Here is a 25469-nt window from a genome sequence, read left to right as displayed (position 1 = left end):
CACGCAGGGGCCTGGCATCCCTTCTGGACGCCGGGCCCCTGAGCTGTCAGTCGAGGCCGGGCAGCGGGCGCTGGGTGACCTCACGGGCGTCGTCCGGAGGGACGCCGAGCATGCGCAGGACCATCTCTGCCAGGTTGGAGGCGGCCTCGTCGCCGTCGAGGTCGGGGCGGGCCAGCCGCAGCGCCACGAGGGACATCAGGGTGCTGCCCAAGGCGGACAGGGCGGTGGTCGCGTTGCGGCAGGTGAAGCGGCCCGAGGCGAGACCAGGGCGCCGATCGGCACCGTGACCACACGTGCGCCCTCCAGCCGAACTCACGCGTCACCCGCTGTCAGTCGGCCTGCTGCTCGACGGGCTGCAGCCCGGCGGTCCACTTCTCCTCGATACGGCCGAGCTTCCACACGGCCAGGGCAGCAGCCCACGTGGCGAAGAACAGGCCGACGATGACGAAGCCGACGGTGTTCAGGTTCAGGCCGCTGATCCAGTCCCAGAACGCGCCGTGCAGGCGCGCCTTGTCGGCGAGCAGGCCCAACAGCTCGGCGGTGCCGATGACCAGCGCGACGGCGACGGACAGGCCGGTGATGGTGAGGTTGTAGTAGACCTTCCGTACCGGATTGGAAAAGGCCCAGCCGTAGGCGAAGTTCATGAAAGAACCGTCGATGGTGTCCAGCAGGCTCATGCCGGCCGCGAAAAGGACCGGCAGGCAGAGGATGGCGTACCAGGGCAGGCCGGAGGCGGCTCCGGAGCCGGCCAGCACCAGCAGAGCGACCTCGGTGGCGGTGTCGAAGCCGAGGCCGAACAGCAGGCCGAGTGGATACATCTGCCACGGCTTGGTGATCGACTTCATCACGCGTCCCAGCAGGCGGTTGACGAGGCCGCGGTTGTTGAGCTGTTGCTCCAGCGCGGCCTCGTCGAAGTGGCCGGACCGCATCTGCCGGAACACCTTCCAGATGCCCGTAAGGATAACGATGTTGATGATGGCGATGAGGTAGAGGAACGTCCCGGAGACGGTCGTGCCGATCAGCTCGGTGACGTGGTGCAGCTCGGAGTTGTCCTCGCGGACCGGTGCGGCAAGGGATTTGACGCCCAGGGAGAGCAGGAGGGTCAGCACGAACACGACACTGGAGTGCCCCAGGGAGAACCAGAAGCCGACCGACAGGGGACGTCGGTCCTCGTCCATGAGCTTGCGGGTGGTGTTGTCGATCGCGGCGATGTGGTCGGCGTCGAACGCGTGCCGCATGCCCAGGATGTAGGCGCTCACCCCGATGCCGATCCCGAAGCCCTTGGTACCCAGGCTGTAGTGCTCCGGGGCCACGATCGCCACCAGCGTGAACCACCCGATGACGTGGAGCGCGATGATAAAGGTGGCCATGCCGGCTGCGCGGCCCCACTCGGCACGGCTCATCGAGCCGGATATGCGTCGCCATCGGGAGCGGAGGCCGCCGGTGGCCGTCGGCGCGGCTGTCATGTGCGGTCTTCCCTCACTTCTTAAAGAACGTGATCAAGGTGCGCGGCTCTCGCCGGGCAGCAGCCGTTCTCACCTCGTCGCCGACCGCGGCTCTCGTCTCGGTGTTGCCGCTGACTCCGACGAGCAGGCCCGGGGGCCCGCGCCCAGAGGGGTCTTCCGGCCGGACGAAATCGGCGCGGACGTTTCATACGCTGTACGGTATCACCCAATCCGTACGCCGTATGGAATGTCGACAGGTGCAGGCAGGAGGGTGCCGTTGAGCCCCTCCTGCCTGCTGCCTGGGCGCGGTCGGGAGTCGTCGACCCCGAGATCGGCGTCCGCATCCCTACCGTCAGCGGACATCACGGCGACGTGCACGGTCTGAGCCCACCCGTGCCAACGTCGCCCGTCTCACTGGTTGTCGCGATCTTGGTCGTGGTTGCACCGGTTGTAGTCGTGGTTGTTCCGGTCCCAGTCACGGTCGTACCGGTTCGAGTTGCGGTCGGAACGGTCCCGGTCGTAGCGGTAGTTCCTGTCGCGCTTCCAGCTGTTGGCCTCGTCATCCCAGTGGTGGGAGTGACCGTGGCGGTCGTACCGGTCCGAGTCGGCGAAGTGGTCGCTGTGCTGTCGGGCGCCGTATCCGTCCCGGCGGTAGTCCTCCTCGGAGTTGTGCCAGTAGGCAACGCTGCGGTCCCCGCGGTAGTCGTCGGCCTTGATGCTGACGGCCGGGCGCTCCACGGGCGCAGACTCAGGAACCGCGGCCGAGGCGGTGCTCCCGGCGCAAAGAATGGCTCCACCCGCGACCGCGGTGGAGGCGGCAGCGAGAGAAATGCGCCTCGTGAGCTTCCTCATGGTTATCTCCTTCGCGTTGGCGTCATCCGCAGTCCCGGCGATCACTTATGCAGGTGATGCGGTGCGCCCCATCAATGTCGAAGCCGCATCGGCGAGTTCACCCCTCGTGAGGGCACAGCCGACGGCCATCAGCCGAAACGGAAGCCGCTGGTTCGGTGGCACTCCGCTAAGTTCCATACGGCGTATGGAAGTGCAGTGATATCAGGGAATGTCTACAAATGTCGAACGGCGGGCGGTCCGCTGGATCTGGTCGCGGCCCGTGCCGGCCTGTCGAACAGTCAAGGCGTGGCTTGCGGCGGACTGATGACCTTGCAGCCGTCGGGACTCTCTGCTGATGCCGCCATCGACGGGTGTGCCGACGTCGACTCTCGAACGCCGGGGCCGCCTGCGCCCGCGTGGCCGCATGCGAACTGAAGGCGGTGGCGTGACACAGGTCTCTCTGAGACAAGTTGACTCATAGACTCTCTGTGAGTCAATCTGTCTCACATCGGGGTTGCGAAAAGGCAGATCCCGCGACTATCCGCAGATACCGCTCATGCCACTGCATTTGCGCACAAGGTCTCTCATGGAGGAAATCATGACCGCTTCGATCACGAAGAAGGCGGGCAAGGGCCGCACCGAAGGTGTCGTCTCCGAGCTGGCCACCTACTTCCACGTCAAGCCGGGACATGAGCAGGAGGTGGCGGCGGCCTGCCAGCGGATGTGCGAGGCCCTGCGGCAGGGCGACATCGCCGCCACCATCAAGACCGGTCTGCGTGACTCCCGCCACGTGGTCTTCGACAACGGCACGCGCCTGCTGTGGGCCACCACCTTCGAGACCGAGTGGGACCCCTACATCGACGACGCGTTCCTGACCGTCGGCTTCGAGCACTTCGTGGACTGGATGCAGCACACCACCGAGTGGGACACCAAGATCGCCCCGTGGATCGAGAAGTCCGGCGGCCTCGAGGCACTCACCGGCGACAAGACCCGCGAGGGCTTCGAGGAGCACATCCTCGCGAACATGGCCGGCATGAAGCAGATCCTGCAGGACGGGCAGCAGCAGGCCGCCGCCTACTTCAACCCGGTCGGCTCCCTGACGATGCCGGAGATCGCCAAGGCCCACCAGATCAACGCCGCCTTCCAGGACGTCCTGGACAACCCCGCCGCCGAGGAAGCCCTCCAGCACCCGGCCCTCAAGCCACTGCTCGCCCAGGCCGCCAGCTGACCCCCACCCCCGGAGGGGGCCCACCCCCACCCCCTCCGGGACCTTGACCGCTAGGCGCAGTGGCTCCCGCACGTTCCCCATGCCCGGCCTGGCCGAGCACGGCATCTGTGCGAAGTCGCTCGAGGAGGCCGTCAGCGTGCGCGGTCACGTCATGGCTCAGCTGACGATCGAGGTGCACCTCGAGACCTCCATGGAGTACTGCGTCGAGCAGCACGCGGTCCTGGCGAACGGTGTCGAGATAGCCGCCTCCATGATCGTGTGGACGGCCAGTGTCTGCCTCAACCCCACCTTGGCCCAGTTCGGCCTGCCGCTCGGCTCGCGTGGCCACGTCGACACCCTGCCCACGCTCCAGGTCAGGGGCCTCGACCGCGCGTGGGCCGCGGGCGACAACTCCCAGGTTCCCTAACCTGGCCGCCGAAGAGGGCGCGTGGTGCCCTCCCGACGCGCATCACGCCGTACGCCAGGCCACGGTGCTCGCCGACAACGTGATCGCGGCTCCGCGCGGCCGTCCGCTGAAGGAGTATCAGCACAAGAACCTGGGCGCGGTGGTTGGCATCGGCCTCCGCAAGGGCGTCGCGATCCTCTTCAACAGGATCAAACTCAAGGATCGCCCGGCGTGGTGGTTCCACCGCCTCTACCGCGGCAGCCGTGTGCCGACACTGAACCGCACGATACGCATGTTTGTGGACTGGATCCTGGCCTCGGTCCTGAAGCGGGAATCCGTCGGCCTCATCGAACTGGAGCACCCGCGCGGCCCGTTCACCGAAGCGGCGACGCCGTCCCACAGCCGTGCCTGATCTCGCCGCCCGTTTTTGTCCCTTTCTCTTTCCGCCGTACCCCCGTCCGCCGCCTGGAGGGCTGTCCCCATGTCACAGAACACCGTCGCCGCTGCTCGCGGCGCTGAGACCGCACCGGAGAATGTGCCTGTCGACCCGTCACACCAGCGCCGCTGGTGGATTCTGATGGTCATTTCCCTCGCCCAACTGATGGGAGTCCTCGACGGCACCATCGTGAACATCGCTCTGCCGTCCGCCCAGCGCGACCTGAGCTTCTCGGACGCCGACCGACAGTGGGTGGTCACCGCCTACGCGCTGGCCTTCGGCAGCCTGCTGCTGCTCGGCGGCCGGGTCGCAGACCTGGTCGGACGGAAGGTGACCTTCCTGGTGGGTCTGACCGGCTTCGCGGCCGCTTCCATGCTGGGAGGCGCGGCGAACGGTTTCGGCATGCTCGTCATCGCGCGCGCGATCCAGGGCGGGTTCGCCGCCCTGCTGGCCCCGTCCGCGCTGTCGCTCCTGATGACCACCTTCACCGATCCGCGCGAGCGGGCGAAAGCCTTCACCGTCGCAGGCTCGGTCGCCGGTGCGGGCGGAGCCATCGGCCTGATCCTCGGCGGGGTGCTGACCGAGTACCTGGACTGGCGCTGGACCATGTACGTCAACGTGGTCTTCGCAGTGGTGACGTTCGTCGGTGGCGCAGCCCTGCTGCACCGCACCCCGCGCGACAGGTCCTCGAAGCTCGACATTCCCGGCACCCTGCTGGTCTCCGCCGGCCTGTTCTGCCTGGTTTACGGTTTCTCGAACGCCGAGACCCACGGCTGGGGTTCGGCGATGACCTGGGGCATGCTGGCGGCCGGTGCCGTACTGGTGGCCCTCTTCGTCTGGCGGCAGAGCAGGACGGCGTATCCGTTGCTGCCTCTGCGGGTCCTCCTCGACCGTAACCGCGGCGCCTCCTTCGCCGCCCTCTTCGTCAGCGGCGCGGGCATGTTCGGCGTGTTCCTGTTCCTGACCTACTACCTGCAGCAGGGCCTCGGTTACAGCGCCCTGAAGACCGGCTTCGCCTTTTTGCCCATGATCGTGGCATCGTCGTCTGCCTCCGCCGTGGCCAACAACGTCGTGGTGCCCCGTATAGGCCCCAAGCCGGTGGTACCGCTGGGCATGGCCATTGCGGCCGCCGGCCTGGTCTGGATGACCACGCTGGACCTGAACAGCGGATACGTGACGTCGGTACTGCCGCAGCTGATGCTCGTCGGCGTCGGGCTGGGCACGGTCATCGCGCCCGCGATGAGCCTGGCCACCTCCGGCGTGGCCGCGGCCGATGCAGGGGCTGCGTCCGCCGCCGTCAACACCGTCCAGCAGGTAGGCGGGTCCATCGGCGTCGCCCTGCTCAGCACGATGGCCTCGGACGCCGTCACCGGCTACCTCTCCGGCCGCAACCCCAAGGACCCCGGCGTCCTGGCCCAGGCCGGCCTCGAGGGCTACTCCACCGCCTACTGGTGGTCGGCGGCCATCTTCGTCATCGGCCTGGGCGTGACCGCCCTGCTCTACCGCCGCGGCGTGCCGCGGCAGGACGGGAACGCCGCGCCCGTCATTCACATGTGATCAACGAACGGGTCTGTCTGAGAAGGGGCGCAGGTCGTGCAGTCACCCGCTGCGACAGCTGCCGTGCACGAGGAATCAAAGGGGGCAGTGTCCGGGTACTTTTGACGGGGCGGCCTCGGGAGAGTCGCGCAGATTCTCTGAGCTGCCCCGTTCCCTCCATCTGAGACAGAATGTCCCATAGTAAGCTGTAAGTCGGATTGTCTCACGGAAGGGAATGGAGAGGTGGAAGACAGAACCGATCCGCGTCTGTTGCGCAGCCGCGACGCCATGGTCTCGGCGGCCACCGCGTTGCTCACGGAGGGCGGGCTGGAGGCCGTGACGCATCAGTCGGTTGCCGCCCGTGCCGCCGTAGGCAGAGCCACCGTCTATCGGCACTGGCCCGGCCTTCTCGACCTCCGCTTGGCCGCGCTGGAAGCCGGCATGCCGCCTTTGCCTCCGATGCCTGAGGAGCTTCGGGCCGCTTCGGGCAACGATCCGCGAGCGGAGCTCGTTCACCGTCTGGGCGTGCTTGCCGAGCGGTGGGACGACGAGCAGGCCGGTGCCGTCCTGGCTGCGATCCTTGGCAGCTCACGGCATGACGAAGGCATACGCCGCCTCCGGGAGTCGCTGCTGAACCAGATCGCCGATGCCCTGCGCCCCGCTGTCACCGCGGCCGTGGAGCGCGGCCAGCTCCGGTCCGACGTCACCCCCGAGACCTTTGCCATGGCTACCGCGGGCCCCCTGTTCTTCGAGCGCTTTCTCGCCGGGAACCGCCTCGGACGTGACACCGTGGACTCCGTCGTGGATGCCGCTATGCGGGGCTGGTCCTAGCTTGACGCTGTCGGGGATCTTGCAGTCGTCGAGGTCGGCCGCTGACGGCCCGCCAGGACGTCAGTCGAGGGATCCCGTGCTGGTCCAGGAAGTCCTGGACGGCGGTCGGTGACCGGGGCGGGGTTGCGTTGCCGGTCGGCGCCGGACCGCTGAGGCGCTCGATGTTCACGGCGAGGGGCGTGAAGACCTGTTGTAGGTGGGCCTTTGACTGACCCTGTTAGCGGCAGCGGCGCATACCGTGTCCGTCAGCGAGCTCGTTGACGGCGCCCCTCGGCCCCGGAGTGAATCGCATACCGGGGCTGCCCATCGGGCGTCTGCTGTTCGGCACGGAAGCGGACTTGCGGGTCGCGGAGTTCTCGTGGGGGAAAGCCCGCGTTCCGGGCGCTGTCGCGTGAGGTGGTGCACTGGGCACGGACCGAACACGGCTGGCACTGGCCCTTGGTGACCGCGCCACGATCAGTGCGGCCGCGGTGGGCGAGGAGGTTGGGTAGGGGCCGTGCCGGCCTCTGCTGACCTGGCCTTGGGGACAGTTCACCTGTCGGCGGTCGAAGTCGATGTGGAAGCCGTCCTGGCCGAAGCCTTCGTTCCCGGGGTGCTGGCGGGCGGGGTTGCCCGGAAGCGGTCGGTGACCGTGCCCTTGTGTTTCTGACCGGCCTGTTCCAGGTACACCAGGGAGGTGTAGCCGCCGTCGACTAGGGCTTGTCCGGCCGAGTACCGCTCTTTGTCGCAGCCCCGTGGCGCGCCCGCCACGTCGTCATCTGGCTTCGCAGCCCGTAGCCGATCGGTTCGTCAGTGGAAGACCAGGGGGCCGATCTCACGCTGTGCGAGGTCGATCAGGAGGCTCAGCCCCTGGCCTTGCACGAGAGCCTCAGGATCTCCCTGGGCGTCAGGGTTGTAATCGGGATGGCTGACGGTCTCGCCAAGAGCTTCCGCGATCGCCTCCTCATTGTCAGCGGCCAGAGCACAGGCCAACGCCAAGGTGGCCGCCCGAGGGGTTTCCGGCCACACAGTGGCCAGGCCTGCGATCCGCGTGATGACATCAGTCCCGGCGCAGGCGGCCGCAAGCACGGCAAGCGCGAACTGCATCACTTCAGGCTCCTCGTCCCATTGCGCAAACAGGCGGGGAGCCTCCCCTCGAACGGCTTGCCGGACAGCTCGCTCGCTGTCGGTCTGCTGCCGCAGCACAGCCTCAGCACTGACGAACCCCTGCGGATCCAGCGCCTCTTCACGCAGCGCGGCCGTCGCCGCTTCGGCCAGCGTCACCGTCAGTGCGGCACGTACAGCGGCAGCGGCTCGACTGTCGATGACCACATCCGCGAGAAGCACCGCCGCACCTGCAGTCGCAGTGTCCAGTGCGTGGGCATGAAGCAACTGGTCGAAGAGCACGCCGAGCAATTCTGAGTCGTCGGCGAAAGCGTCCACCTCCTCATCCACCCACTGCACCATCGAGCCTGGCACAGGCAGATTTGCGGCAAGCCGCCGCGAAACGGCAACACGCAACCGGTCCAGAAGCGGGGCTGCCGTCTCGCCAGGCTCACCACCAGCCAAAACCGGCAGCAAGCTGGAGGGCGGGGTGACGTCATCCATATTCGCGGAGCTTACGTGGCAGCGCATTCGCTCCCTTGACCGGCTGCCTCCACCATGATCGAACGGACAAGCTCCAGCTAGCGTGCGACGGCGATGATTGCGGCGACGGCCTGGGCTACACCGGCCGCGTCTGCTCGGGCCCATTCCGCCTGTTCAAACAGACCCTGAGCTGGACCTCGCCGAAGATCCGCCCCACCGAGGCAGGCGACCGATGGACCTGCCTGATCCTCGCCGCCTATACCCAGCTCCGTCTCGCCCCATGAAGAGCTGCGGGTTCCTGTCACCTCCGAGTTCCCGGCTTCGGCAGCAGTCGGCCGAACCTGTCGGCACCAACCGATCGGCTCGCAGTCCGGGCGGGTGCCACCGACCCGATCACTGCGCACCTGGACTGAATCGGTGTGACACAGGTCTCTCTGAGACAAGTTGACTCATAGACTCTCTGTGAGTCAATCTGTCTCACATCGGGGTTGCGAAAAGGCAGATCCCGCGACTATCCGCAGATACCGCTCATGCCACTGCATTTGCGCACAAGGTCTCTCATGGAGGAAATCATGACCGCTTCGATCACGAAGAAGGCGGGCAAGGGCCGCACCGAAGGTGTCGTCTCCGAGCTGGCCACCTACTTCCACGTCAAGCCGGGACATGAGCAGGAGGTGGCGGCGGCCTGCCAGCGGATGTGCGAGGCCCTGCGGCAGGGCGACATCGCCGCCACCATCAAGACCGGTCTGCGTGACTCCCGCCACGTGGTCTTCGACAACGGCACGCGCCTGCTGTGGGCCACCACCTTCGAGACCGAGTGGGACCCCTACATCGACGACGCGTTCCTGACCGTCGGCTTCGAGCACTTCGTGGACTGGATGCAGCACACCACCGAGTGGGACACCAAGATCGCCCCGTGGATCGAGAAGTCCGGCGGCCTCGAGGCACTCACCGGCGACAAGACCCGCGAGGGCTTCGAGGAGCACATCCTCGCGAACATGGCCGGCATGAAGCAGATCCTGCAGGACGGGCAGCAGCAGGCCGCCGCCTACTTCAACCCGGTCGGCTCCCTGACGATGCCGGAGATCGCCAAGGCCCACCAGATCAACGCCGCCTTCCAGGACGTCCTGGACAACCCCGCCGCCGAGGAAGCCCTCCAGCACCCGGCCCTCAAGCCACTGCTCGCCCAGGCCGCCAGCTGACCCACACCCCCGGAGGGGGCCCACCCCCACCCCCTCCGGGAAGGGGCACCACCCCCGCCCCCCTCCCACGACCCGCGTGACGACTCCGTCCGCGCAAGACAGTTCTGGAAGGCATCATGAGCATCGAGAAGGGCAACGCCCTGGAGCTCGACGACATCCAGGCCGCCGCTCTGGAGCCACGGCCGACGCCCTACGCGGGCGCCTACCTCGCCCTGCGCATCGACGACCGGCGGCAGGGGCGCGAGCTGCTGCGGCGGCTCACCCCGGCCCTCGACTCGGTCGCCGCGTTCGACCCCGAGCGTCAGGTCTCGCTCGCGGTGGCACTCAGCTTCCAGGGCCTGAAGGCCTTGGGGGTGCCCGAGGAGTCGCTGGCCGCCTTCCCGGAGGAGTTCCGCGAGGGCATGGCCGCGAGGGCGGAGTACATCGGGGACGTCGGGGAAAACGCGCCGGAGAACTGGGAGAGCCCGCTCGGTTCGAAGGACGTGCACCTCATACTGGCCGGCCTCGCCCCGGACACCGTTCGCCTGGAGACGGTCCTCCTCCTGGTCCGCGACGCCTTGCGCGATCTGCCCGACGTCGTTGCCATCTGGCAGCAGGACGTGCACGTCGGACCGGACGAGAAGGAACCGTTCGGTTTCCGGGACGGCATCGGTCAGCCGGCGATCGAGGGCACGGGCATCCCCGGCACCAATCCGTACGAAGAGCCGCTCAGGGCAGGCGAGTTCATCACCGGATACAAGAACGAGACCCATGGCATCACACCCGTTCCGCAGCCTGAGGTGCTCGGGCGCAACGGAACGTACGTGGCCTTCCGTAAGCTGCACACACGAGTGGCCGAGTTCCGTAAGTACCTCCACGAGCGCGCCACCGACACCGCCGACGAGGAGCTGCTGGCGGCCAAGCTCGTCGGCCGCTGGCCCAGCGGCGCCCCGCTGGCGCTGACGCCGGACAAGGACGATCCGGAACTCGGTGCCGATCCCAAGCGCAACAACGAGTTCATGTACGGCGACGACCCGGAGGGCCTCAAGTGCCCCGTGGGCGCCCACGCCCGGCGCATGAACCCGCGGGATGCGGTCGTCACCGGTGAGGTGCGCCTGCACCGCATGATCCGGCGCGGTACGACCTATGGTCCGCCGCTGCCCAAGGGAGTGCTGGAGGACGACGGCGCCGACCGCGGCATCATCTTCGCCTTTGTCGGAGCAAACCTGGACCGGCAGTTCGAGTTCGTCCAGCGGCAGTGGGTCAACGACGGCAAGTTCATCGGGGCGCCCGCGGAAAAGGACCCGCTGATCGGCACGAACGACGACGGCGGGTTCACCGTCCCGCGCAAACCGATCCGCCGCCGCTTCAAGGGGCTACCGCCGTTCGTCGTCAACCGGGGTGGCGAGTACTGCTTCATGCCCGGACTGTCGGCGCTGCGCTGGATTGCCGATCTCAACACCTGACATCTCTCACAAGCAACACGACAAGGAGCGTTCCTCATGGCTGACCACTTCTCCGGACCGCGTGCCATCGCGGACCCCGCGTCCGACATCTGCGACGTGTACGCCTTCCCGAGCCCGGAGCGGCCGGGAAACCTGGTGCTCGTCCTCAACGTGCTCCCGGCCTCGGCCCCTACAGCCCTGTTCTCCGACGCGATCACCCACCGTTTCCGCGTCCGGCCGATCACGTCCGTGAGCGAGGGCGCCGCTGCGGCGTTCAATGTCGAAGAGGACGAGTACGTCTTCGACTTCACCTTCGACGCCCCCCAGAAGGTCGGCGGCACGGACACCCTGGTGCAGGCGGGCACGTGCCAGGCGCCCGGCGGCCGGAAGGTCTCCTTCCAGGTCGGCAACGAGGTGCCCACCGAGGCCGAGGGACTGAAGATCTTCGCCGGGTCGCGGCTCGACCCGTTCTTCATCGACTTCGTGGGCGTGATAGCCACCGAGGCGACGGGGAAGCTGTCCTTCAGGTCTGATGCCAGCAACGTTCTGGAGGGCCTGAACGCGCTGAGCATCGTGCTCGAAATCGACGCCGCGGTGCTCGGCCCGGCCGCCGGCTCGCTGGTGGCGGTCGTCGGCGAGACCCTGACTTCCGGTGGTGGACGCCCGGTCCGGCTGGAGCGCATGGGCCGGCCGGAGATCAAGAACGTGATCATGTCGCCCAAGAAGTTCGACACCGTCAACAGCGATCTGGAGATCCGCGACCTCTTCAACGAGGAGGACGCCTTCAGCCTGCGGCCCGACTATGCGAGCACCTACCGCGCACGGCTCAACGCCAACCTGGCCTTCTACGACGGCCTGGACGGCAAGACCGACTGGCCACTGGACGAGCAGGGTGCTCACCCGCTGACCGAACTGCTGCTGGCGGACTTCCTCGTCGTCGACCTGTCCAAGCCCTTCTCCGAGGACGGCTGTTTCGAGATCGAGACCGCCCTGCTCGCCGGCCGCCCGCACACGACCTGCGGTGGCCGGTCGCTCAACGACGACATCGTGGACACCCTCTACACGCTGGTGGTCGGCGGCATCGACGGCGAGCGCATCAGTGACGGCGTCGACGAGCCCACTCAGCTGGCCACCGACACATTCCCCTACCTGAACGCTCCCAACACGACCCCGCCGGACCTGGGTGCCCGCCTGGCCGCGCAGATGCCTCCCCGCGAGGAAGCGGCATGACCGGGGCGTCTCCCCAGGAGAGGGAGCCGGTCACGACGAACGGCACCATCGCCGTAACGAATCTGCACGGGCAGATCGATGGCCTGGCCGTACGGCTCAGCCGTGCGGGTACCGGGGAGACGCCATGGGCTCCGTTGGCGGTGGCGCAAGGGGCGGCCCTGATCGACCTCCTCAACCTCCGAGGCCACATCCTGGGCCGCGTCGCCGACTACGAGCAGGCCGCGGAACTCGCCGAACAGCTTGTGCACGTCGCACCGGAGGACGGCACGGCCCTGCTCGCCCGCGCCAGGACGCGGGCGACCCTGCACCGCTTCGCCGAGGCAGTTGCCGACCTCGGCGCGGCGGGCCGGAGCGGTGCGGACGAGGCCACACTGGACGCGGAACGAGCCGTCGTCCTGCAGGCCCTCGGCTGCTACACGGATGCCACAGCCCTGATCCACAAAGCGGCGGAGCGGCAGAGCGACTTCACGACGCTCGGCTCGCTCGCCGTACTCCAGGCCGAGCGCGGGGAGGTCACCGAGGCGGAGCAGCTGTTCAGTGAGGCGCGGCGCCACTATCAGGGGACCTCACCGTTTCCACTCGCTCAGCTGGACTTCCGGCGCGGTGTGATGTGGCACCGTGAGGGCGATCTCGATGCGGCCCGCTCGTGCTACGAGGCCGCCCGGCGCCGCGTGCCCGACTACGCGCCGGCACTGGGCCACTTGGCCGAGGTCGAGCTGCTGCGCGGAGAGCCTCACGGTGCCGTCGCCCTCCTGCGACCCCTCACCCGGGCCAGCGACGACCCCGAGTACGCCGGCCACCTCGCGGCCGCGTTGCACGCGTGCGACAGGGTTCAGGAGGCGAACCAGTGGCGCGAGCGCGCGGCGGCGCGTTACGAGGAACTTGTGCTGCGTCACCCGGAGGCTTACGCCGACCACGCGGCCGACTTCTGGCTCACCGCGGGGGCCGATGCCGAGCGGGGGCTCCAACTGGCGCTGCAGAACCTCGCATTCCGCCAGACGTCCCGAGCCCATGCCCTGTTCCAGCGCGCTGTCCTCGCGCAGAACCGGGTTGCACAAGCTGCCCCGTAGCCGCCGAGCGGCGATGCCGGCGATATGGAGCACCGACGGGGGCGGCCGGACGGACAGGCACGCTGTTCGGCCGACCCTGCACCAGCCCGCCAGGGGCAAACGTGGCCCCGCATATCGGCTGATGCCCCCATCGCTTGGCCCCTCTCGGCGCACCCCTCTGTGGTCCCACGGACCGCTGCAGCACTCCAAATCAGCAACCACTACCGAGAAGGCCCAAAACGATGGACACCATGCTGGCAGGACGCGTCCACCTGGACACGAAGAAGTTCGTCATGGAGGAGATCCCGGTCCCCGTACCCGGGCCGGGCGAAGTACTGATCGAGGTGAAGGCGGCGGGCGTGTGCCTCTCCGACCTCCACCTCATCGACGGAAGCATCACGCCGCTGCACCTGAACTCCAACGTGCTCACCCTCGGGCACGAGCTCTCCGGCGTCATCCATTCCCTGGGACCCGGCCTCAAGCGCAACCTGGCCGTCGGCACACGGGTCGCCCTGCAGGCGGGACAGCCCTGCGGCGAGTGCGCCCGCTGTGTCAGCGGCGGCACGTGCGTATCGTTCCGCGGCCGCGGCGTCGACTACGACGGTGGCTGGTCCCAGTACACGATCGCCCGTGAGGACACCGTCGTCCCCATCCCCGACACACTTCCCTTCGACCAGGCGGCGATCATCCCCGACGCCGTTTCCACCTCGTACGCGGCCCTGGTCGACACCGTGCAGGTGCGTTCCGCCCAGGCCGTGGGTATCTGGGGAGTCGGCGGGGTGGGCGCCCATGCTGTCCGGCTGGCCCGCATGATGGGTGCCACGCCGATCATCGCCGTCGACCCGCTGCCCAATGCGCGTGAGCGAGCCCTCGCGTTCGGCGCCGATATCGCGCTCGACCCGTCCGACCCCGGTTTCGAAGAATCCGTGCTGCGGGCCACCGACGGCCTGGGCCTGGACTACGCCTTCGACTTCGCAGGCGTTCCCCGGGTCCGGGAGCAGGCGTCGCCTCTCCTCGGTAACCACGGTGCGCTCGTCCTGGTAGGTATCACGACCGAGCCGCTGAAGATCTCGGAGAAGATGACCTTCAACCTGAAGAACAAGAAGGTGTTCGGACACTACGGATCCTCGTTCGATCACGTCTACGAGCTGATCCGGTTGGCCGGCGGCGGCCGTCTCGACCTGGCCCCGTCCATCACCGACCACATCTCCCTGGCCGACGCCCCCGAGGCGATCCACCGCCTGGAGAACAAGATCGGCGATCCGATCCGCCTCATCCTCGTTCCCTGACGAGTCGACCGAGCGCGATGGGCCGCCCCGGCGACGGAGTCGGCCCATCGCGCGACCAACACCCCCAACCGCCGCCCCGGAGAAGCAGACCGACATGCGCGACTCACGCAACGCCACCGCATCCAGCGACAGCAGCAGCAATCCGACGGGCCTGTCGGCAGCCACGGTGCGCACCCGCGTGACGGTCCCGCTCCACTTCGGCGACGACTGTACGGTGACCGCCGACCTCGCCACCTTCCACCACCTCGCCGACGGGCAGGAACACGTGGCCGTCATCCTCGGCGAACCCGCCACTGGCCGGCCCCCGCTGGTGCGCCTGCACTCCGAGTGCCTGACCGGCGACGTCTTCGGATCGGCCCGCTGCGACTGCGGCCCCCAACTGTGCGAGGCGGTCGAACGCATCGCCGACCGCGGAGGCGTCCTGCTCTACCTCCGCCAGGAGGGACGCGGCATCGGCCTCTACAACAAGCTCGACGCCTACGCCCTCCAGGACCAGGGCCTCGACACCTACGAGGCCAACGCGGCCCTCGGCCTCCCCGAGGACGCCCGCGACTACACCGCCGCCGCTCAGATGCTCGCCGCCCTCGGCATCTTTGAGCTGGACCTGCTGTCCAACAACCCGGACAAGGCGGCCCAGCTGCGCACCTTGGGCCTGACGGTGGCCCACCATGTTCCCACGGGCGTCTTCACCACCGCCCACAACGTCCGTTACCTCCGTACCAAGGTGATCCGCACCCAGCACACACTGCCGCCGACGGAACTGACAGCGGGCTGACGGCCGATGGCCATCGGGTCATGGCCCCACCGTGTCGTCACCGCGATGCGGCGCGTGACCAGGCAGACGGGCCGCGTCACCGAGGAGGAAGACGCGTCCCCGGCGACAGCGGTCGATGCGAATCCGGAAGCCGTACTCGGCAAGTCGTGGGCTCTCGCGGTCTCTCAGTTGGAGCTCCCAGCGGCAGCGACAGCTTCAGCCACAGGTTGAGCAGATGGGTGAAGGTCGCCCAGGAGCAATGTTCGCAAGGGACAAGTTCTCGACCTGCCGTTGACCACGTGATGGGCCGGGGTATTTCCTAACGGCCGTCCTCGGGCAACGCGCGGGTCTCGTTCGAGCGATCCAGTTCGCCATGCGGAGTGTCGCCCGGCACGAGGCCCGGGTTCCGGCGCAACGTCGCCGTCATTACGAGTGACGGGTGAGTCTCTCCCCTGCTGATAACACCCTTCGACTTTCCGTACGGCGTATGTTATCGCCGAGGAGGAGTTCCGTACGGCGTATGGAACCTCGGAGTGTCAACGCATCGGCACCTCTCTCGCGTCCGGTGGCGCAATACGGAGCCGACCGTCGGGCAGGAGCGCCCCGCGCTGATGCAACCTGCGAGTGACCTCGCGAAGCGCATGGAGTGAGAGCAATGAAGTCGTTGAAAACCGTGATTCGGGGGCTACCTGGGCAGCTCGTCGTCTCGCATGAGATGTCCTTGTCCATGAGCATGAGACTGCAGTACGAGCCCAGCGATCCCTATGCTGTCCGCGCCGCATTCGCCGTTGTCGGCAGCGACGAAACGGTGGAATGGATCATTGGGAGAGATCTTCTGGCCGATGGCCTGGAGGGCCCCGCCGGACAGGGGGATATATGCGTATGGCCCGCCGAGGAACGCGAGGTCAGCGACTTGTACATCCTTCTCAGTCCGCCCGATGGCACGGCCTTGCTCAAAGCCCCGGCGCGGGAAATCAAGACTTTCCTGCAGGAAACGGAGGCAGTGGTGCCCAGGAGGGCCGAGCCCGGGCGCATCGACTTGGACGCTTTGCTGGCGCACCTCATCGTCGCCGAAGGATGAAGGAAACCAGCTGCTCTGTACCGAGAGGCTGGGCCGTCCCAGGGGCCCGCGGCGCCGAGTTCTGTTCGCGTGCGCACCCTGGGGCTGGCACACTGAATTTGTGCTTCCGCTGATGGCCGCTGCAGTTCAGGATGCGTTTCCATCGATTCCTGGTGCTGGCGTTGTGTCGGTTTGCGCGTTGATCTTTACCGTCGCGTCCTTCTGGTGGATCAACGCCAGGCAAGGGCACCTGAAGTCCTGGGAGCCTCATTCCTTTGCCGCGATCGTCCACTGCTCCATGGCTCGCCTGCGGCTTCCGCTCGTCCTTCACAACACCGGTGCCAAGCCGATAGTGGTGCAGGATCTCAGGTTGACCTTCCCCGATGAGCCTGCCTCCCATCTGCCACTCCTGTGGATGTCTTCACCGTCCCGTCTCCAACCCGGGCCGGAGGACGAGCCGAAGTTGCCAGCCGGATTCGCCGTGGCCGGCAGAGAAGCGAAGCAGCTCCTCATCGAGTTCGAGGCACCGTTTTCCGGATTCCTTCCGGAGCCCCGCGATTACAAGGTCCAGCTTCAGGTGAGGGTCGGCCACCGCAAAGGGTGGCGCTCCCTTCTGACGTTCACCTTGAGGGCCGCCAACATCATTGATCCCGACCGGTACACCGTCTACAGCAACGCACCTCTTGAACTGACGAAAGAGGACAGGCAGAAGGCGGACGCCGCGCTCCTGGAGCTGCTCGACGAGCAAGAGGGCCTCTCTGCTCCGGGCGAGAGGAAGCGGCGGGACTCATTGAATGACGAGGGCGACACGGGCACGAATCTCTAGAGCGGGAAGACGGTCCCGGGCTTCGCCATGGCGAATGTGTCGACGCCCCGCCAGCTGCCCGTCGGAGCCGGTCGGACTGTGGCCGGGAAGGAGACGCTGCCGCGGCCCGTGGCTAGACCGTGGCCTGGCCGTCACCGGAACGTTCGGCGACCGCGGCGTGGCTGACCGTCCCAGGTCCGCGCCCAGGGCTTCGGCGTAGTCGCGTGACGTCCGTTTCGTGATCATGTGAGTTCGAGGAGGGCGAGAGGTCGGCTGGCATCGCGGGCGTTGGGCCGGAGGCCGGAGGCGATGCTGCTCTTCCCGGCGAGGCGAAGGGCGCCGATGGCGAGGTTGCGCCAGGTCGCCATGGCGCGGGGTGCGGAGCCGGTTCGCAGCTGAGAGGCGTCCTCGGCGAACGTCACGTCTCGGACGTGGTGCAGGGCTTCGATCTTCCAGTGGCTGCGGATCAGCCGAGCGAGCTCGACGGGTGTGGCCTGTTCCGCAGTGAGGCTGGTGACCGCGTAGACGGTCTTGATGCTGACCTTGCCGGTCTTGCGGTCCATTCGGCGGCGTCTGAGCTGGATGGCCTGGCGGGCGGCGGGAAAGAGCAGGTTGTTCGCCGTGCACACCTTGATGCGGCGGATCTCACCGCGGCCGTGGCCGGTGTCGTGGGTGCGGCCCTACAGCGGGATCTGCTTCCAGGGAAGGGATTTGAGCTGCTTATGGAGCTTCTTCTGGTTCCCTTTCGCGATCACGATGTACTGCGCGCCTCGGCCGAGCAGGTAGCTGGCGTGCTCGCGCCGGGTGTGCATGGCGTCGCTGGTCACGACCACGCCCGCCAGATCGGCGAGGGTCTCCAGCAGAGGGGGAAGCAGGTGATCTCGTCGGTCTTCTCGCCAACGTCGAGTTGGGCCAGGACCAGGCCGGAGAGGTGGTCGCAGGCGGCGAGCAGATGAATCGTGCGCCCCGTGGGCCCTGGCCGCTCCGTGCAGGGTCTTGCCGTCGACCGCCACTGCGTGCAGCCGGCCGTCGGCCCCAGCGCGCCGGTCGGCCAGCCAGCGGCCCACTGCCCGGTCCAACGCGTCGCCGTCGATGCGACCCAGCAACCGACGCACCATCGCCTCCGCCGGCAGGCACCGCTTCGGGGACAGTGGATCGGGCCGTACGCCGAGACGCTCCAGGACGGACGGCGGGGCGTCGGTGATCCACTCACCCACCGCCAGCAGGGAGGTCGCTCCGGCCAGAACCGCGCACGCGGTCAGCGCAAGCATGACGACCAGAGCGTGCCGTACGCCGCGCGGATCGCGAGGGTCGGGCACCTCGGCCAGACGCTCCAGCAGGCCCGGGATCTCCCCGGGTACGGCCCCGGGACGCTCGCGGAGTTGGTCAGAAGGTGATTTCGCACCATGGCGGGATGCCGCCACCCCCTCCCGCGGCGTGGCGCGATGCGAAGGTTTTCGATCTTGCCGAAGTCGACCTCGCTTAGCCACAAATCGGACGCCGTCCGACTACGCCGAAGCCTTGCCCGAGGACCTGCTGTCGAGCATCCGCACCGTCGCGGCCGGCGACTCCCTTCTCTCGCCCACCGCCACCCGGGCCCTCATCACCCGCTTCCTGGCCGCCCCGGACACCGACGGCTTCCTCGCTCTCCCCGAAGCCGTCAGAGCCCTGACCGACCTCGAACGCGAGGTCACGGCCCTGGCCGCGTACTGCAAGTCCAACACGGAGATCGCCGAACAACTCGTCCTGAGCCCGCTGACCCGGCCGTCCCGGAGCATGGCCCACAGGATGGAGACCCGCTGACGAGCGACAGCGATCACGGCCTTCTTGTGGCGGCCCCTGTCGTGCGTGTAGCCCTTGTACTTGCGCAGGTACATCTCGTTCTCCCACGTCCCCACGGTCAAGCACGCAACCTGGCTCGACAGGAAGAACGCCCGCTGGAGGGGGCGAGGACGTCGACTACGCGAGAGGAGTGATTCATGTCCGCCGCCAAGTCCAGGCGATCAAGGGGAGGCTGTACTTCGCCCTGCCGAAGGGGAAGAAGACCCGTGTCGTCGACATGCCCTCCTCGGTGGCCGAGGAGTTGAAGCGCCATGTCGAGGCGTTTCCGCGGGTGAAGGTAGAGCTCCCGTGGGGAAGGCCGGAGGCGGAGGGGCAGCGAAAGAAGTTCGCTCTGCTGCTCACTACACGATTCGGCAACGCCATTGCGGTGAACACGTGGAACACCTACACCTGGAAGCCCGCGTCGGCCAAGGCAGGAATCATCCCGCCGCGCGCAGAGGGGGCGAAGAACTGGCAGTGGGAGGCGGCGCCGAAGGGCGGCTTCCACGTGCTGCGGCATACCTACGCCTCCATCATGCCGGAGGCGGGAGAGTCCGTAGTGACCGTGGCGCGGTGGCTCGGGCACTCCTCGCCGGCGATCACCCTCGGTTACTATGCTCACTTCATGCCGGAGGCCGGAAGCAAGGGCCGGACGGCCATTGACGGACTGCTGGGGAGGCAGGGGGATCTGCATGCCAGTGGAAACTCCCCAGATTCTCCCCAGGGCTGATGATGGATACTTCTCGCTGTTGCGCACGCCTGAGGTTGGGCGTGGATTGTAAGGCTAAAGAGACGAATGGCCTGAGAAAATGCTGAGAGAGGTCACTGCAACCCGCTACATCGCACCCTTGCGGGCCGGTGGTTCCGTGCCCGGAGTCGTCGAGGCCGACGACCTCGGGACATATGTCGTGAAGTTCACGGCCTCCGCGCAGGGCCGCAAGGCGCTGGTCGCCGAGGTGATCGTCGGTGAGCTGGCGCGCGCCCTCGGGCTGCGCTTCCCCGAGCTGGTCCTCGTCCACTTCGACCCGGCCGTCGCCGAGCACGAGCCGCACCAGGAGGTCCAGGACCTGCTGCGCGCCAGCGCCGGCCTCAACCTCGGCATGGACTATCTGCCGGGCGCGAAGGACTTCACCCCGGAGATCGCCAAGACGTTCCCCGTCGACCCGCTGGAGGCGGGCAAGGTCATCTGGCTGGACGCCCTCACGGTCAACGTGGACCGTACGATGCACAGCTCGAACCTGATGGTCTGGCCGACGTTCGGCATCGCGCCCCCGCGGCTGTGGTTGATCGACCACGGCGCCGCCCTCGTCTTCCACCACCGCTGGGACGCCTCGGCCCCGGAGAAGGCGTACGACTTCCGCAGCCACGCCCTCGGCGGCTACGCCCCGGACACCCGCGCCGCCGACGCGGAACTGGCGCCCAAGGTGACGGAGGAGCTGCTGCGCGAGGTCACCGCCGAGGTGCCGGACGCCTGGCTCGCGGAAGAACCCGGTTTCGCGACCCCGGACGAGGCACGCGAGGCCTACGTCCGCTATCTCCTCGCCCGCGTGAAGGCCTCCGCGGACTGGCTCCCCACGGACTTCCCGAGCCGCGAACAGCTCGCCGCAGAGGACGCGGACCGCGCGGCGAAAACCCAGCAGGGCCGCCCGAACTGGCTCAAGCGGGTCCCCGACCTGCACGGCAAACCGGCGGCTGAACAGGATTGGTCGGTGCACCTCGGATGACAGACGTCCAGCGCGTCCAGATCGAATACTGCACCCAGTGCCGCTGGCTGCCCCGCGCTGCCTGGCTGGCCCAGGAGCTGCTCACCACCTTCGAGACGGAACTCACCGAGCTGTCCCTGAAGCCCGGCACCGGCGGCGTGTTCGTCGTCCGCGTGAACGACGAGGTGGTCTGGGACCGGCGCGAGCAGGGTTTCCCGGAACCGACGGCCGTGAAGAAGCTCGTACGCGACCGAGTGGCCCCGGGAAGGTCCCTGGGCCACTCGGACAAGTGAGCCGCCTCGGAGGTCAGCCCCTGAGCTGCTCGTAGGCCGGCAGCGTCAGGAAGTCGGCGTAGTTCTCGTCGAGCGCGACCTCCAGGAGCAGGTCGTGGGCCTGCCGCCAGTGACCGGCGGCGAAGGCCTCCTCGCCGATCTCGGCGCGGATGTTCGCCAGCTCCCGGGCGGCGACCTCGCGGGCCAGCTCCGGGGTGGCCTTCACGATGTTGCCCGCGTGCTCGAACTCGACGCCCGCGTTGATCCACTGCCAGATCTGCGAGCGGGAGATCTCGGCGGTGGCCGCGTCCTCCATGAGGTTGAAGATGGCGACCGCGCCGAGCCCGCGCAGCCAGGCCTCGATGTAACGGATGCCGACCTGGACGGCGTTGACCAGACCGTCGTACGTCGGCCTGGCGTCGAGGGAGTCGACGGCGATCAGGTCCCCGGCGGCGACCGACACGTCCTCGCGCAGCCGGTCCTTCTGGTTCGGCCTCTCGCCGAGGACGGCGTCGAAGGAGGCCATCGCGATCGGGACCAGGTCGGGATGGGCCACCCAGGAGCCGTCGAAACCGTCGCCCGCCTCGCGGTCCTTGTCGGCCTTGACCTTCTCGAAGGCGACCTTGTTGACCTCCTCGTCGCGCCGGGAGGGGATGAACGCCGCCATGCCGCCGATCGCGTGCGCGCCGCGCTTGTGGCAGGTGCGGACGAGGAGTTCGGTGTAGGCGCGCATGAACGGGGCCGTCATCGTCACCGCGTTGCGGTCCGGCAGCACGAACTTCTGTCCGCCGTCACGGAAGTTCTTGACGATGGAGAAGAGGTAGTCCCAGCGGCCCGCGTTCAACCCGGAGGCGTGGTCGCGGAGTTCGTAGAGGATCTCCTCCATCTCGTACGCCGCCGTGATCGTCTCGATCAGGACGGTCGCGCGGACGGTGCCCTGCGGGATGCCGACGTAGTCCTGCGCGAAGACGAAGACGTCGTTCCAGAGGCGGGCCTCGAGGTGCGACTCCGTCTTCGGGAGGTAGAAGTAGGGGCCCTTGCCGAGGTCGAGCAGGCGCTGCGCGTTGTGGAAGAAGTAGATGCCGAAGTCGACGAGCGCGCCCGGGACGGGTGTGCCGTCCGCGTCCACGAGGTGACGCTCGTTCAGGTGCCAGCCGCGCGGCCGCATGACGACCGTCGCGAGCTCGTCGTTCGCCTTCAGGGCGTACGACTTCCCGGACTTCGGGTCCGTGAAGTCGATGCTGCGGGTGTACGCGTCGATCAGGTTGAGCTGACCGGTGACCACGTTCTCCCAGGTGGGCGCCGAGGCGTCCTCGAAGTCCGCGAGCCACACCTTCGCGCCCGAGTTGAGGGCGTTGATGGTCATCTTGCGGTCGGTGGGGCCGGTGATCTCGACACGGCGGTCGTTCAGGGCGGCCGGGGCGGGGGCCACCTTCCAGGAGTCGTCCGCGCGGACGGCGGCGGTCTCGGGGAGGAAGTCGAGCGTGGAGGTGCGGGCGATCTCGGCGCGACGCTCCGCACGGCGGGCGAGGAGCTCGTCACGCCGGGGCGTGAACAGCCGGTGCAGCTCGGCCACGAAGGCGAGGGCCGCGTCCGTGAGGACCTCTTCCTGCCGGGGCAGGGGCTCGGCGTCGACGATGGCCAGCGGGGACGGCGCTGGTGCGGACATGAGCTGTCACTTCCTTCAGCGAGCGTGGCACCGGGTGTCAGGCGACCCGGGTAGGGAGATCAGCGCCTGGAGAGCAGCCCGGCGCTTCTGAACAGTGGATAATAGTTTCCTCATGGTGGAAGTTCAATGGTTTGTTGATGTCGAGATTCTCCAGGTCGAGGCAACGTGGCGCTCAGTGCCACGCCGTTCACTCAAGGTGTCCTAGATCGTCCTCCGTGTCGATGTCGTACGGCTCCGCCACGTCACCGCACTCGACGAGCGTGATCGCCGCCTCGTGCTCCTTCAGATAGGCGCGTGCCCCCCGGTCACCGGTGGCACTCGCCGCGACACCGGCCCAGTGGGCGGCGCCGAAGAGGACGGGATGGCCGCGCACTCCGTCGTACGCCGCGGAAACCAGCGAGGTGTCGTTCTGGTAGGCGGCGAGCACCCGCGCGACCGCTCGCGGCCCGATGCCGGGCTGGTCGACCAGCGAGACCAGTGCCGCCCGCGCGCCCGTGCCGGCGAGCGAGCCGAGCCCGGCCCGTAGTGACGAACCCATGCCGTGCTCCCACTCCGGGTTGTCCACGAGCACACACCCGTCGAGCCGCGCCCGCTCCCGTACGGCGTCGGCCCGCGCCCCCAGCACCACGTGGACGCGCGTGCACCCGGCCGCGCGCAGCACCCCCACCGCGTACTCCACGAGGGGGCGCCCCCGGTGTTCGAGCAGCGCCTTGGGCCGCCCGCCGAGCCGTCGCCCCCCGCCCGCCGCGAGGAGCAGCCCGGTCACCTCGTCTTCTCTGTGTGTCATACGCCGTCTTCCCTGTGCGTCATACCTCCTGCATACCTGACCCGGCGCCGGGGGCACGGTCTCGCGGGGCTGAATTTCGGTCCGCGCGGTGGCGCCGCCGCATCGGGTGGCGTTTACTGGCCCGCGTCCCCCGACGCCCGACCATCGCCATGGGGTGCGGGACAGGCAGGCGAAGGGCGTGCGCACAAGGACGTGCGAGGGGGCGAGCTGTTGTTGCGGAGCTTGGGACAGAGGCCAGTGACCGGCAGCGACGAGGATCCGAGGGTGGCGGAACTGCGGACCGCCGTCTCCCGGCTGCGCCGTGAACTCGCCACGCACCCGGCCGAGTTCCCCGACCGGGGCATCGCCGAGGACGAGCTCGCGGCGCTCGCCGCGATGGCCCTCAGCGGTATGCCCGAGATACCCCGGCTGCGCCGCTCCTTACTGCTGATCGCGGGCGCGATCGGCTCGGTCAGCGCGCTGGCGACCGGCCTCGCGGGCGTACGCAGCGCGGTGGAGCTGTTCGGGGAACCGCCCCGGCGCCCTTGAGGGGGCCGGGGTCCTTGTCCGGGTGCCGTTTCGGAGTACCGCTCACGCCACCCAGTGCGGGCGGCCCGCCTCCGCCCCGGCCGCGGTGAGCCCGCTGTCCAGGGCGGTCGTGAGCCGGCGTACGGCCTCGTCGAGCACGTCGGACGGCAGGGTGTAGGGGAAGCGCAGCCGGTGCTCATGGGTGCCCGGGTCGGCGCCGAAGCGGGAACCGCCCTCGATGCGCAGGCCCTGGGCCAGGGCCGCGCGGGCCAGCGACGAGGCGATCGGGCGGCCCAGGTCGATCCACAAGGTCAGTCCGCCGGGCGGCAACTGCCAGCGCCAGTCCGGGAGATGGCGGGCCAGTGAGTCGGCGAGCGCGTCCCGCTGGGCGCGCAGCCGAGGCAGCCGCTCGCGCAGCACCTCGTCCGTGCGCGCCAGCAGTCCGAGCGCGACCAGCTGGTCCAGAACCGAACCGCCCATGTCCGCGGGCACCCGTGCGGTCGCCAGCTCCGTGATCAGCCGGGATCCCGCCCGCACCCAGCCGAGGCGCAGCCCGCCCCAGTGCGTCTTGCTCAACGACCCCACCGTCACGACCTGTTCGCCCGTCCCGCGCGGCGCGAGCGAGGCGAACGGCGCGGCTCCGGGCACATCCAGCGCGATGTCCGTCATCGTCTCGTCGATCACCAGCCAGGTGCCGGTCGCGCGCGCCGACTCCAGTACGGCCAGGCGCTGTTCGAGCGGCATCAGATGCCCGGTCGGATTGTGGAAGTCGGGGATCAGATACGCGAGCCGGGGCGCCGCCTGCCGCAGCGCGCAGTCGATCAGCCCCGGGTCCCAGCCCTCCGCCGAGACGGGCACGGGAGTGGTGCGCAGTCCGGCGCGGCGCATCGCGTCGAGCGCGTTCGGATACGAGGGGTTCTCGACCAGGATCCGGTCACCGGGCCGCCCGAGCAGCCCGAGCGTCAGCGACAGGGCCTGCTGCGCGCCGTTCGTGATGAGGATCTGGTCCGGCAGCGTAGGCAGCCCGCGCCGGGTGAACCGCTCGGCGACGGCGGCCCTCAACTCCGGTATGCCGTAGGGGTGATAGCCGGGTGTCGAGGCGCGCCGGGCCAGCAGGACGCCCGCCTCCGCGAAGGCCTCCGCGAGCTCCGCCTCGGGCGCGCCGGGCGCCGCGATGGCCAGGTCGATCACCCCGTCGTCGGCCGGGAAGGAAGCCACATTGGCCGGTCGGTGGCCGTCGGGCAGCTCCGTCCACGTCCCCGCGCCCCGCCGGCTCCGCGCGAACCCGTCCTCCCGCAGCAGGTCGTACGCCGCCGTCACCGTGGCCCGGCTGACCGTGAGCGCGGAGGCCAGCTCGCGCTCGGCGGGCAGCCGGAGGTGCAGCGCGATCCGGCCGTCCAGGAGCAGCCTGCGTACACCGTCGGCCAGCGCGCGATACCCGAGGCGGCCGTCGGCGTGGGGCACGGCGGACAGCAGCGCGGCGAGCTGCCGGCTTCCCATCGTCCTGTCCATTCCGTGGACCACCGGTCCGTTCACCATGCCAACTCCCTTGCATTGGCCCTGTAGGGCAGGCCAATCAGCGTACAGACTTCCGGGACCAGGGGAAATCGTCCCACCGCATTGGCCTGGGAAGGGGAGC

22 protein-coding genes and 4 pseudogenes are annotated in these 25469 nt (G+C 68.4%); 17 read left to right on the top strand and 9 right to left on the bottom strand.

Features of this window, described 5'->3' with window-relative positions:
* Nucleotides 1-46 precede the first annotated feature (46 nt).
* The 3 genes and pseudogenes from SMIR_RS05565 to SMIR_RS05555 all read right to left on the bottom strand — a co-directional run.
* Nucleotides 47-277: pseudogene (locus SMIR_RS05565) on the bottom strand (TetR/AcrR family transcriptional regulator); the annotation flags it as partial.
* A 52-nt stretch (nt 278-329) separates the two neighbouring features.
* Nucleotides 330-1466, bottom strand: coding sequence for a Nickel transporter NicT (gene nicT, locus SMIR_RS05560; protein WP_422664403.1), 1137 nt, complete (start codon nt 1464-1466; stop codon nt 330-332).
* Between the two features lie 390 nt (nt 1467-1856).
* The gene (locus SMIR_RS05555) at nt 1857-2183 is read right to left on the bottom strand and encodes a hypothetical protein (RefSeq protein WP_212726689.1); all 327 of its coding nucleotides are present in this window, start codon (nt 2181-2183) and stop codon (nt 1857-1859) included.
* Nucleotides 2184-2874: 691 nt separating this feature from the next.
* On the opposite strand from SMIR_RS05555, the gene SMIR_RS05550 reads away from it, so the two are divergent.
* The 4 genes and pseudogenes from SMIR_RS05550 (at nt 2875) to SMIR_RS05530 (ending at nt 6692) form a co-directional block, all read left to right on the top strand.
* A complete protein-coding gene (locus tag SMIR_RS05550) occupies nt 2875-3504 on the top strand; it encodes a hypothetical protein (protein ID WP_168497167.1) in 630 nt (209 codons plus the stop codon).
* A gap of 64 nt (nt 3505-3568) precedes the next feature.
* A pseudogene (locus tag SMIR_RS44860) lies at nt 3569-4301 on the top strand (NAD(P)/FAD-dependent oxidoreductase); the annotation flags it as partial.
* A 69-nt stretch (nt 4302-4370) separates the two neighbouring features.
* Nucleotides 4371-5882 (top strand): MFS transporter, encoded by a 1512-nt coding sequence (locus SMIR_RS05535; protein ID WP_212726686.1) that lies wholly within the window; start codon nt 4371-4373, stop codon nt 5880-5882.
* Nucleotides 5883-6104: 222 nt separating this feature from the next.
* Complete coding sequence (locus SMIR_RS05530; RefSeq protein WP_168497175.1) at nt 6105-6692, top strand: TetR-like C-terminal domain-containing protein; 588 nt, start codon at nt 6105-6107, stop codon at nt 6690-6692.
* Between the two features lie 789 nt (nt 6693-7481).
* Here SMIR_RS05530 and SMIR_RS05525 read toward each other — a convergent pair.
* Nucleotides 7482-8279 carry a hypothetical protein gene (locus SMIR_RS05525; protein WP_168497177.1) on the bottom strand — a complete coding sequence of 266 codons (798 nt, stop codon included), beginning with the start codon at nt 8277-8279 and terminating at the stop codon, nt 7482-7484.
* Between the two features lie 551 nt (nt 8280-8830).
* Here SMIR_RS05525 and SMIR_RS05520 point away from each other — a divergent pair.
* The 8 genes from SMIR_RS05520 (at nt 8831) to SMIR_RS05485 (ending at nt 17092) form a co-directional block, all read left to right on the top strand.
* Entirely contained in the window at nt 8831-9460 is a 630-nt protein-coding gene (locus SMIR_RS05520) for a hypothetical protein (RefSeq protein WP_168497167.1), read from the top strand.
* 116 nt (nt 9461-9576) lie between these two features.
* Nucleotides 9577-10905, top strand: a complete 1329-nt coding sequence (locus SMIR_RS05515; RefSeq protein ID WP_168497179.1) for a Dyp-type peroxidase — start codon at nt 9577-9579, stop codon at nt 10903-10905.
* 36 nt (nt 10906-10941) lie between these two features.
* Nucleotides 10942-12114: a DUF4331 family protein gene (locus SMIR_RS05510; RefSeq protein WP_168497181.1), complete on the top strand. Its 1173-nt coding sequence runs from the start codon at nt 10942-10944 to the stop codon at nt 12112-12114.
* Nucleotides 12111-13184, top strand: a complete 1074-nt coding sequence (locus SMIR_RS05505) for a tetratricopeptide repeat protein (protein WP_168497191.1) — start codon at nt 12111-12113, stop codon at nt 13182-13184. Before SMIR_RS05510 ends, SMIR_RS05505 begins: the two co-directional genes overlap by 4 nt.
* Before the next feature lie 221 nt (nt 13185-13405).
* Nucleotides 13406-14452, top strand: coding sequence for a zinc-binding dehydrogenase (locus tag SMIR_RS05500; RefSeq protein ID WP_168497192.1), 1047 nt, complete (start codon nt 13406-13408; stop codon nt 14450-14452).
* A gap of 94 nt (nt 14453-14546) precedes the next feature.
* Entirely contained in the window at nt 14547-15227 is a 681-nt protein-coding gene (locus SMIR_RS05495) for a GTP cyclohydrolase II (RefSeq protein WP_212726685.1), read from the top strand.
* A 634-nt stretch (nt 15228-15861) separates the two neighbouring features.
* Entirely contained in the window at nt 15862-16287 is a 426-nt protein-coding gene (locus SMIR_RS05490) for an SsgA family sporulation/cell division regulator (RefSeq protein WP_168497196.1), read from the top strand.
* A gap of 100 nt (nt 16288-16387) precedes the next feature.
* The gene (locus SMIR_RS05485) at nt 16388-17092 is read left to right on the top strand and encodes a hypothetical protein (protein WP_168497198.1); all 705 of its coding nucleotides are present in this window, start codon (nt 16388-16390) and stop codon (nt 17090-17092) included.
* Nucleotides 17093-17313: 221 nt separating this feature from the next.
* On the opposite strand, the pseudogene SMIR_RS43320 reads toward SMIR_RS05485, so the two are convergent.
* Nucleotides 17314-17733, bottom strand: a pseudogene (locus tag SMIR_RS43320) (ISAs1 family transposase); the annotation flags it as partial.
* Nucleotides 17734-17751: 18 nt separating this feature from the next.
* The gene (locus tag SMIR_RS43315) at nt 17752-18495 is read right to left on the bottom strand and encodes a transposase family protein (protein WP_282190333.1); all 744 of its coding nucleotides are present in this window, start codon (nt 18493-18495) and stop codon (nt 17752-17754) included.
* Nucleotides 18496-18595: 100 nt separating this feature from the next.
* Between SMIR_RS43315 and SMIR_RS05475 the strand changes: the two are divergent.
* The 4 genes and pseudogenes from SMIR_RS05475 to SMIR_RS05460 all read left to right on the top strand — a co-directional run.
* Nucleotides 18596-18832, top strand: a pseudogene (locus SMIR_RS05475) (DNA-binding response regulator); the annotation flags it as partial.
* 211 nt (nt 18833-19043) lie between these two features.
* Nucleotides 19044-19622: a tyrosine-type recombinase/integrase gene (locus SMIR_RS05470; protein WP_248003226.1), complete on the top strand. Its 579-nt coding sequence runs from the start codon at nt 19044-19046 to the stop codon at nt 19620-19622.
* A gap of 79 nt (nt 19623-19701) precedes the next feature.
* Complete coding sequence (locus SMIR_RS05465) at nt 19702-20616, top strand: HipA family kinase (RefSeq protein ID WP_168497200.1); 915 nt, start codon at nt 19702-19704, stop codon at nt 20614-20616.
* The gene (locus SMIR_RS05460; RefSeq protein WP_054237070.1) at nt 20613-20888 is read left to right on the top strand and encodes an Rdx family protein; all 276 of its coding nucleotides are present in this window, start codon (nt 20613-20615) and stop codon (nt 20886-20888) included. Before SMIR_RS05465 ends, SMIR_RS05460 begins: the two co-directional genes overlap by 4 nt.
* A 13-nt stretch (nt 20889-20901) precedes the next feature.
* On the opposite strand, the gene aceB is transcribed toward SMIR_RS05460, so the two are convergent.
* Nucleotides 20902-22536 (bottom strand): malate synthase A, encoded by a 1635-nt coding sequence (gene aceB, locus SMIR_RS05455; RefSeq protein ID WP_212726684.1) that lies wholly within the window; start codon nt 22534-22536, stop codon nt 20902-20904.
* A gap of 187 nt (nt 22537-22723) precedes the next feature.
* Nucleotides 22724-23323: a nucleotidyltransferase family protein gene (locus SMIR_RS05450; RefSeq protein WP_212726683.1), complete on the bottom strand. Its 600-nt coding sequence runs from the start codon at nt 23321-23323 to the stop codon at nt 22724-22726.
* A 210-nt stretch (nt 23324-23533) separates the two neighbouring features.
* Here SMIR_RS05450 and SMIR_RS05445 point away from each other — a divergent pair, with 210 nt between their 5' ends.
* Nucleotides 23534-23851 (top strand): DUF5955 family protein, encoded by a 318-nt coding sequence (locus SMIR_RS05445; RefSeq protein WP_168497204.1) that lies wholly within the window; start codon nt 23534-23536, stop codon nt 23849-23851.
* Nucleotides 23852-23893: 42 nt separating this feature from the next.
* Here the strand turns inward: SMIR_RS05445 and yczR are convergent, their stop codons facing one another.
* Nucleotides 23894-25369, bottom strand: a complete 1476-nt coding sequence (yczR, locus tag SMIR_RS05440; protein ID WP_249938373.1) for a MocR-like transcription factor YczR — start codon at nt 25367-25369, stop codon at nt 23894-23896.
* Nucleotides 25370-25469: the final 100 nt, after the last annotated feature.

Origin of the sequence: Streptomyces mirabilis, from assembly GCF_018310535.1 — a bacterium.
Taxonomy (GTDB): Bacteria; Actinomycetota; Actinomycetes; order Streptomycetales; family Streptomycetaceae; genus Streptomyces.
The sequence above is the reverse complement of the archived record's forward strand: the minus strand, read 5'-3'. Positions and strand labels throughout refer to the sequence as shown.

What these genes read in the sequence shown, in the direction of transcription:
- nicT (WP_422664403.1), bottom strand. Translation starts at nt 1,466, where the DNA reads ATGACAGCCGCGCCGACGGCCACCGGCGGCCTCCGCTCCCGATGGCGA.
- SMIR_RS05550 (WP_168497167.1), top strand. Translation starts at nt 2,875, where the DNA reads ATGACCGCTTCGATCACGAAGAAGGCGGGCAAGGGCCGCACCGAAGGT.
- SMIR_RS05535 (WP_212726686.1), top strand. Translation starts at nt 4,371, where the DNA reads ATGTCACAGAACACCGTCGCCGCTGCTCGCGGCGCTGAGACCGCACCG.
- SMIR_RS05525 (WP_168497177.1), bottom strand. Translation starts at nt 8,279, where the DNA reads ATGGATGACGTCACCCCGCCCTCCAGCTTGCTGCCGGTTTTGGCTGGT.
- SMIR_RS05520 (WP_168497167.1), top strand. Translation starts at nt 8,831, where the DNA reads ATGACCGCTTCGATCACGAAGAAGGCGGGCAAGGGCCGCACCGAAGGT.
- SMIR_RS05515 (WP_168497179.1), top strand. Translation starts at nt 9,577, where the DNA reads ATGAGCATCGAGAAGGGCAACGCCCTGGAGCTCGACGACATCCAGGCC.
- SMIR_RS05510 (WP_168497181.1), top strand. Translation starts at nt 10,942, where the DNA reads ATGGCTGACCACTTCTCCGGACCGCGTGCCATCGCGGACCCCGCGTCC.
- SMIR_RS05505 (WP_168497191.1), top strand. Translation starts at nt 12,111, where the DNA reads ATGACCGGGGCGTCTCCCCAGGAGAGGGAGCCGGTCACGACGAACGGC.
- SMIR_RS05500 (WP_168497192.1), top strand. Translation starts at nt 13,406, where the DNA reads ATGGACACCATGCTGGCAGGACGCGTCCACCTGGACACGAAGAAGTTC.
- SMIR_RS05495 (WP_212726685.1), top strand. Translation starts at nt 14,547, where the DNA reads ATGCGCGACTCACGCAACGCCACCGCATCCAGCGACAGCAGCAGCAAT.
- SMIR_RS05490 (WP_168497196.1), top strand. Translation starts at nt 15,862, where the DNA reads ATGAAGTCGTTGAAAACCGTGATTCGGGGGCTACCTGGGCAGCTCGTC.
- SMIR_RS05465 (WP_168497200.1), top strand. Translation starts at nt 19,702, where the DNA reads ATGCTGAGAGAGGTCACTGCAACCCGCTACATCGCACCCTTGCGGGCC.
- SMIR_RS05460 (WP_054237070.1), top strand. Translation starts at nt 20,613, where the DNA reads ATGACAGACGTCCAGCGCGTCCAGATCGAATACTGCACCCAGTGCCGC.
- aceB (WP_212726684.1), bottom strand. Translation starts at nt 22,536, where the DNA reads ATGTCCGCACCAGCGCCGTCCCCGCTGGCCATCGTCGACGCCGAGCCC.
- SMIR_RS05450 (WP_212726683.1), bottom strand. Translation starts at nt 23,323, where the DNA reads ATGACACACAGAGAAGACGAGGTGACCGGGCTGCTCCTCGCGGCGGGC.
- yczR (WP_249938373.1), bottom strand. Translation starts at nt 25,369, where the DNA reads ATGGTGAACGGACCGGTGGTCCACGGAATGGACAGGACGATGGGAAGC.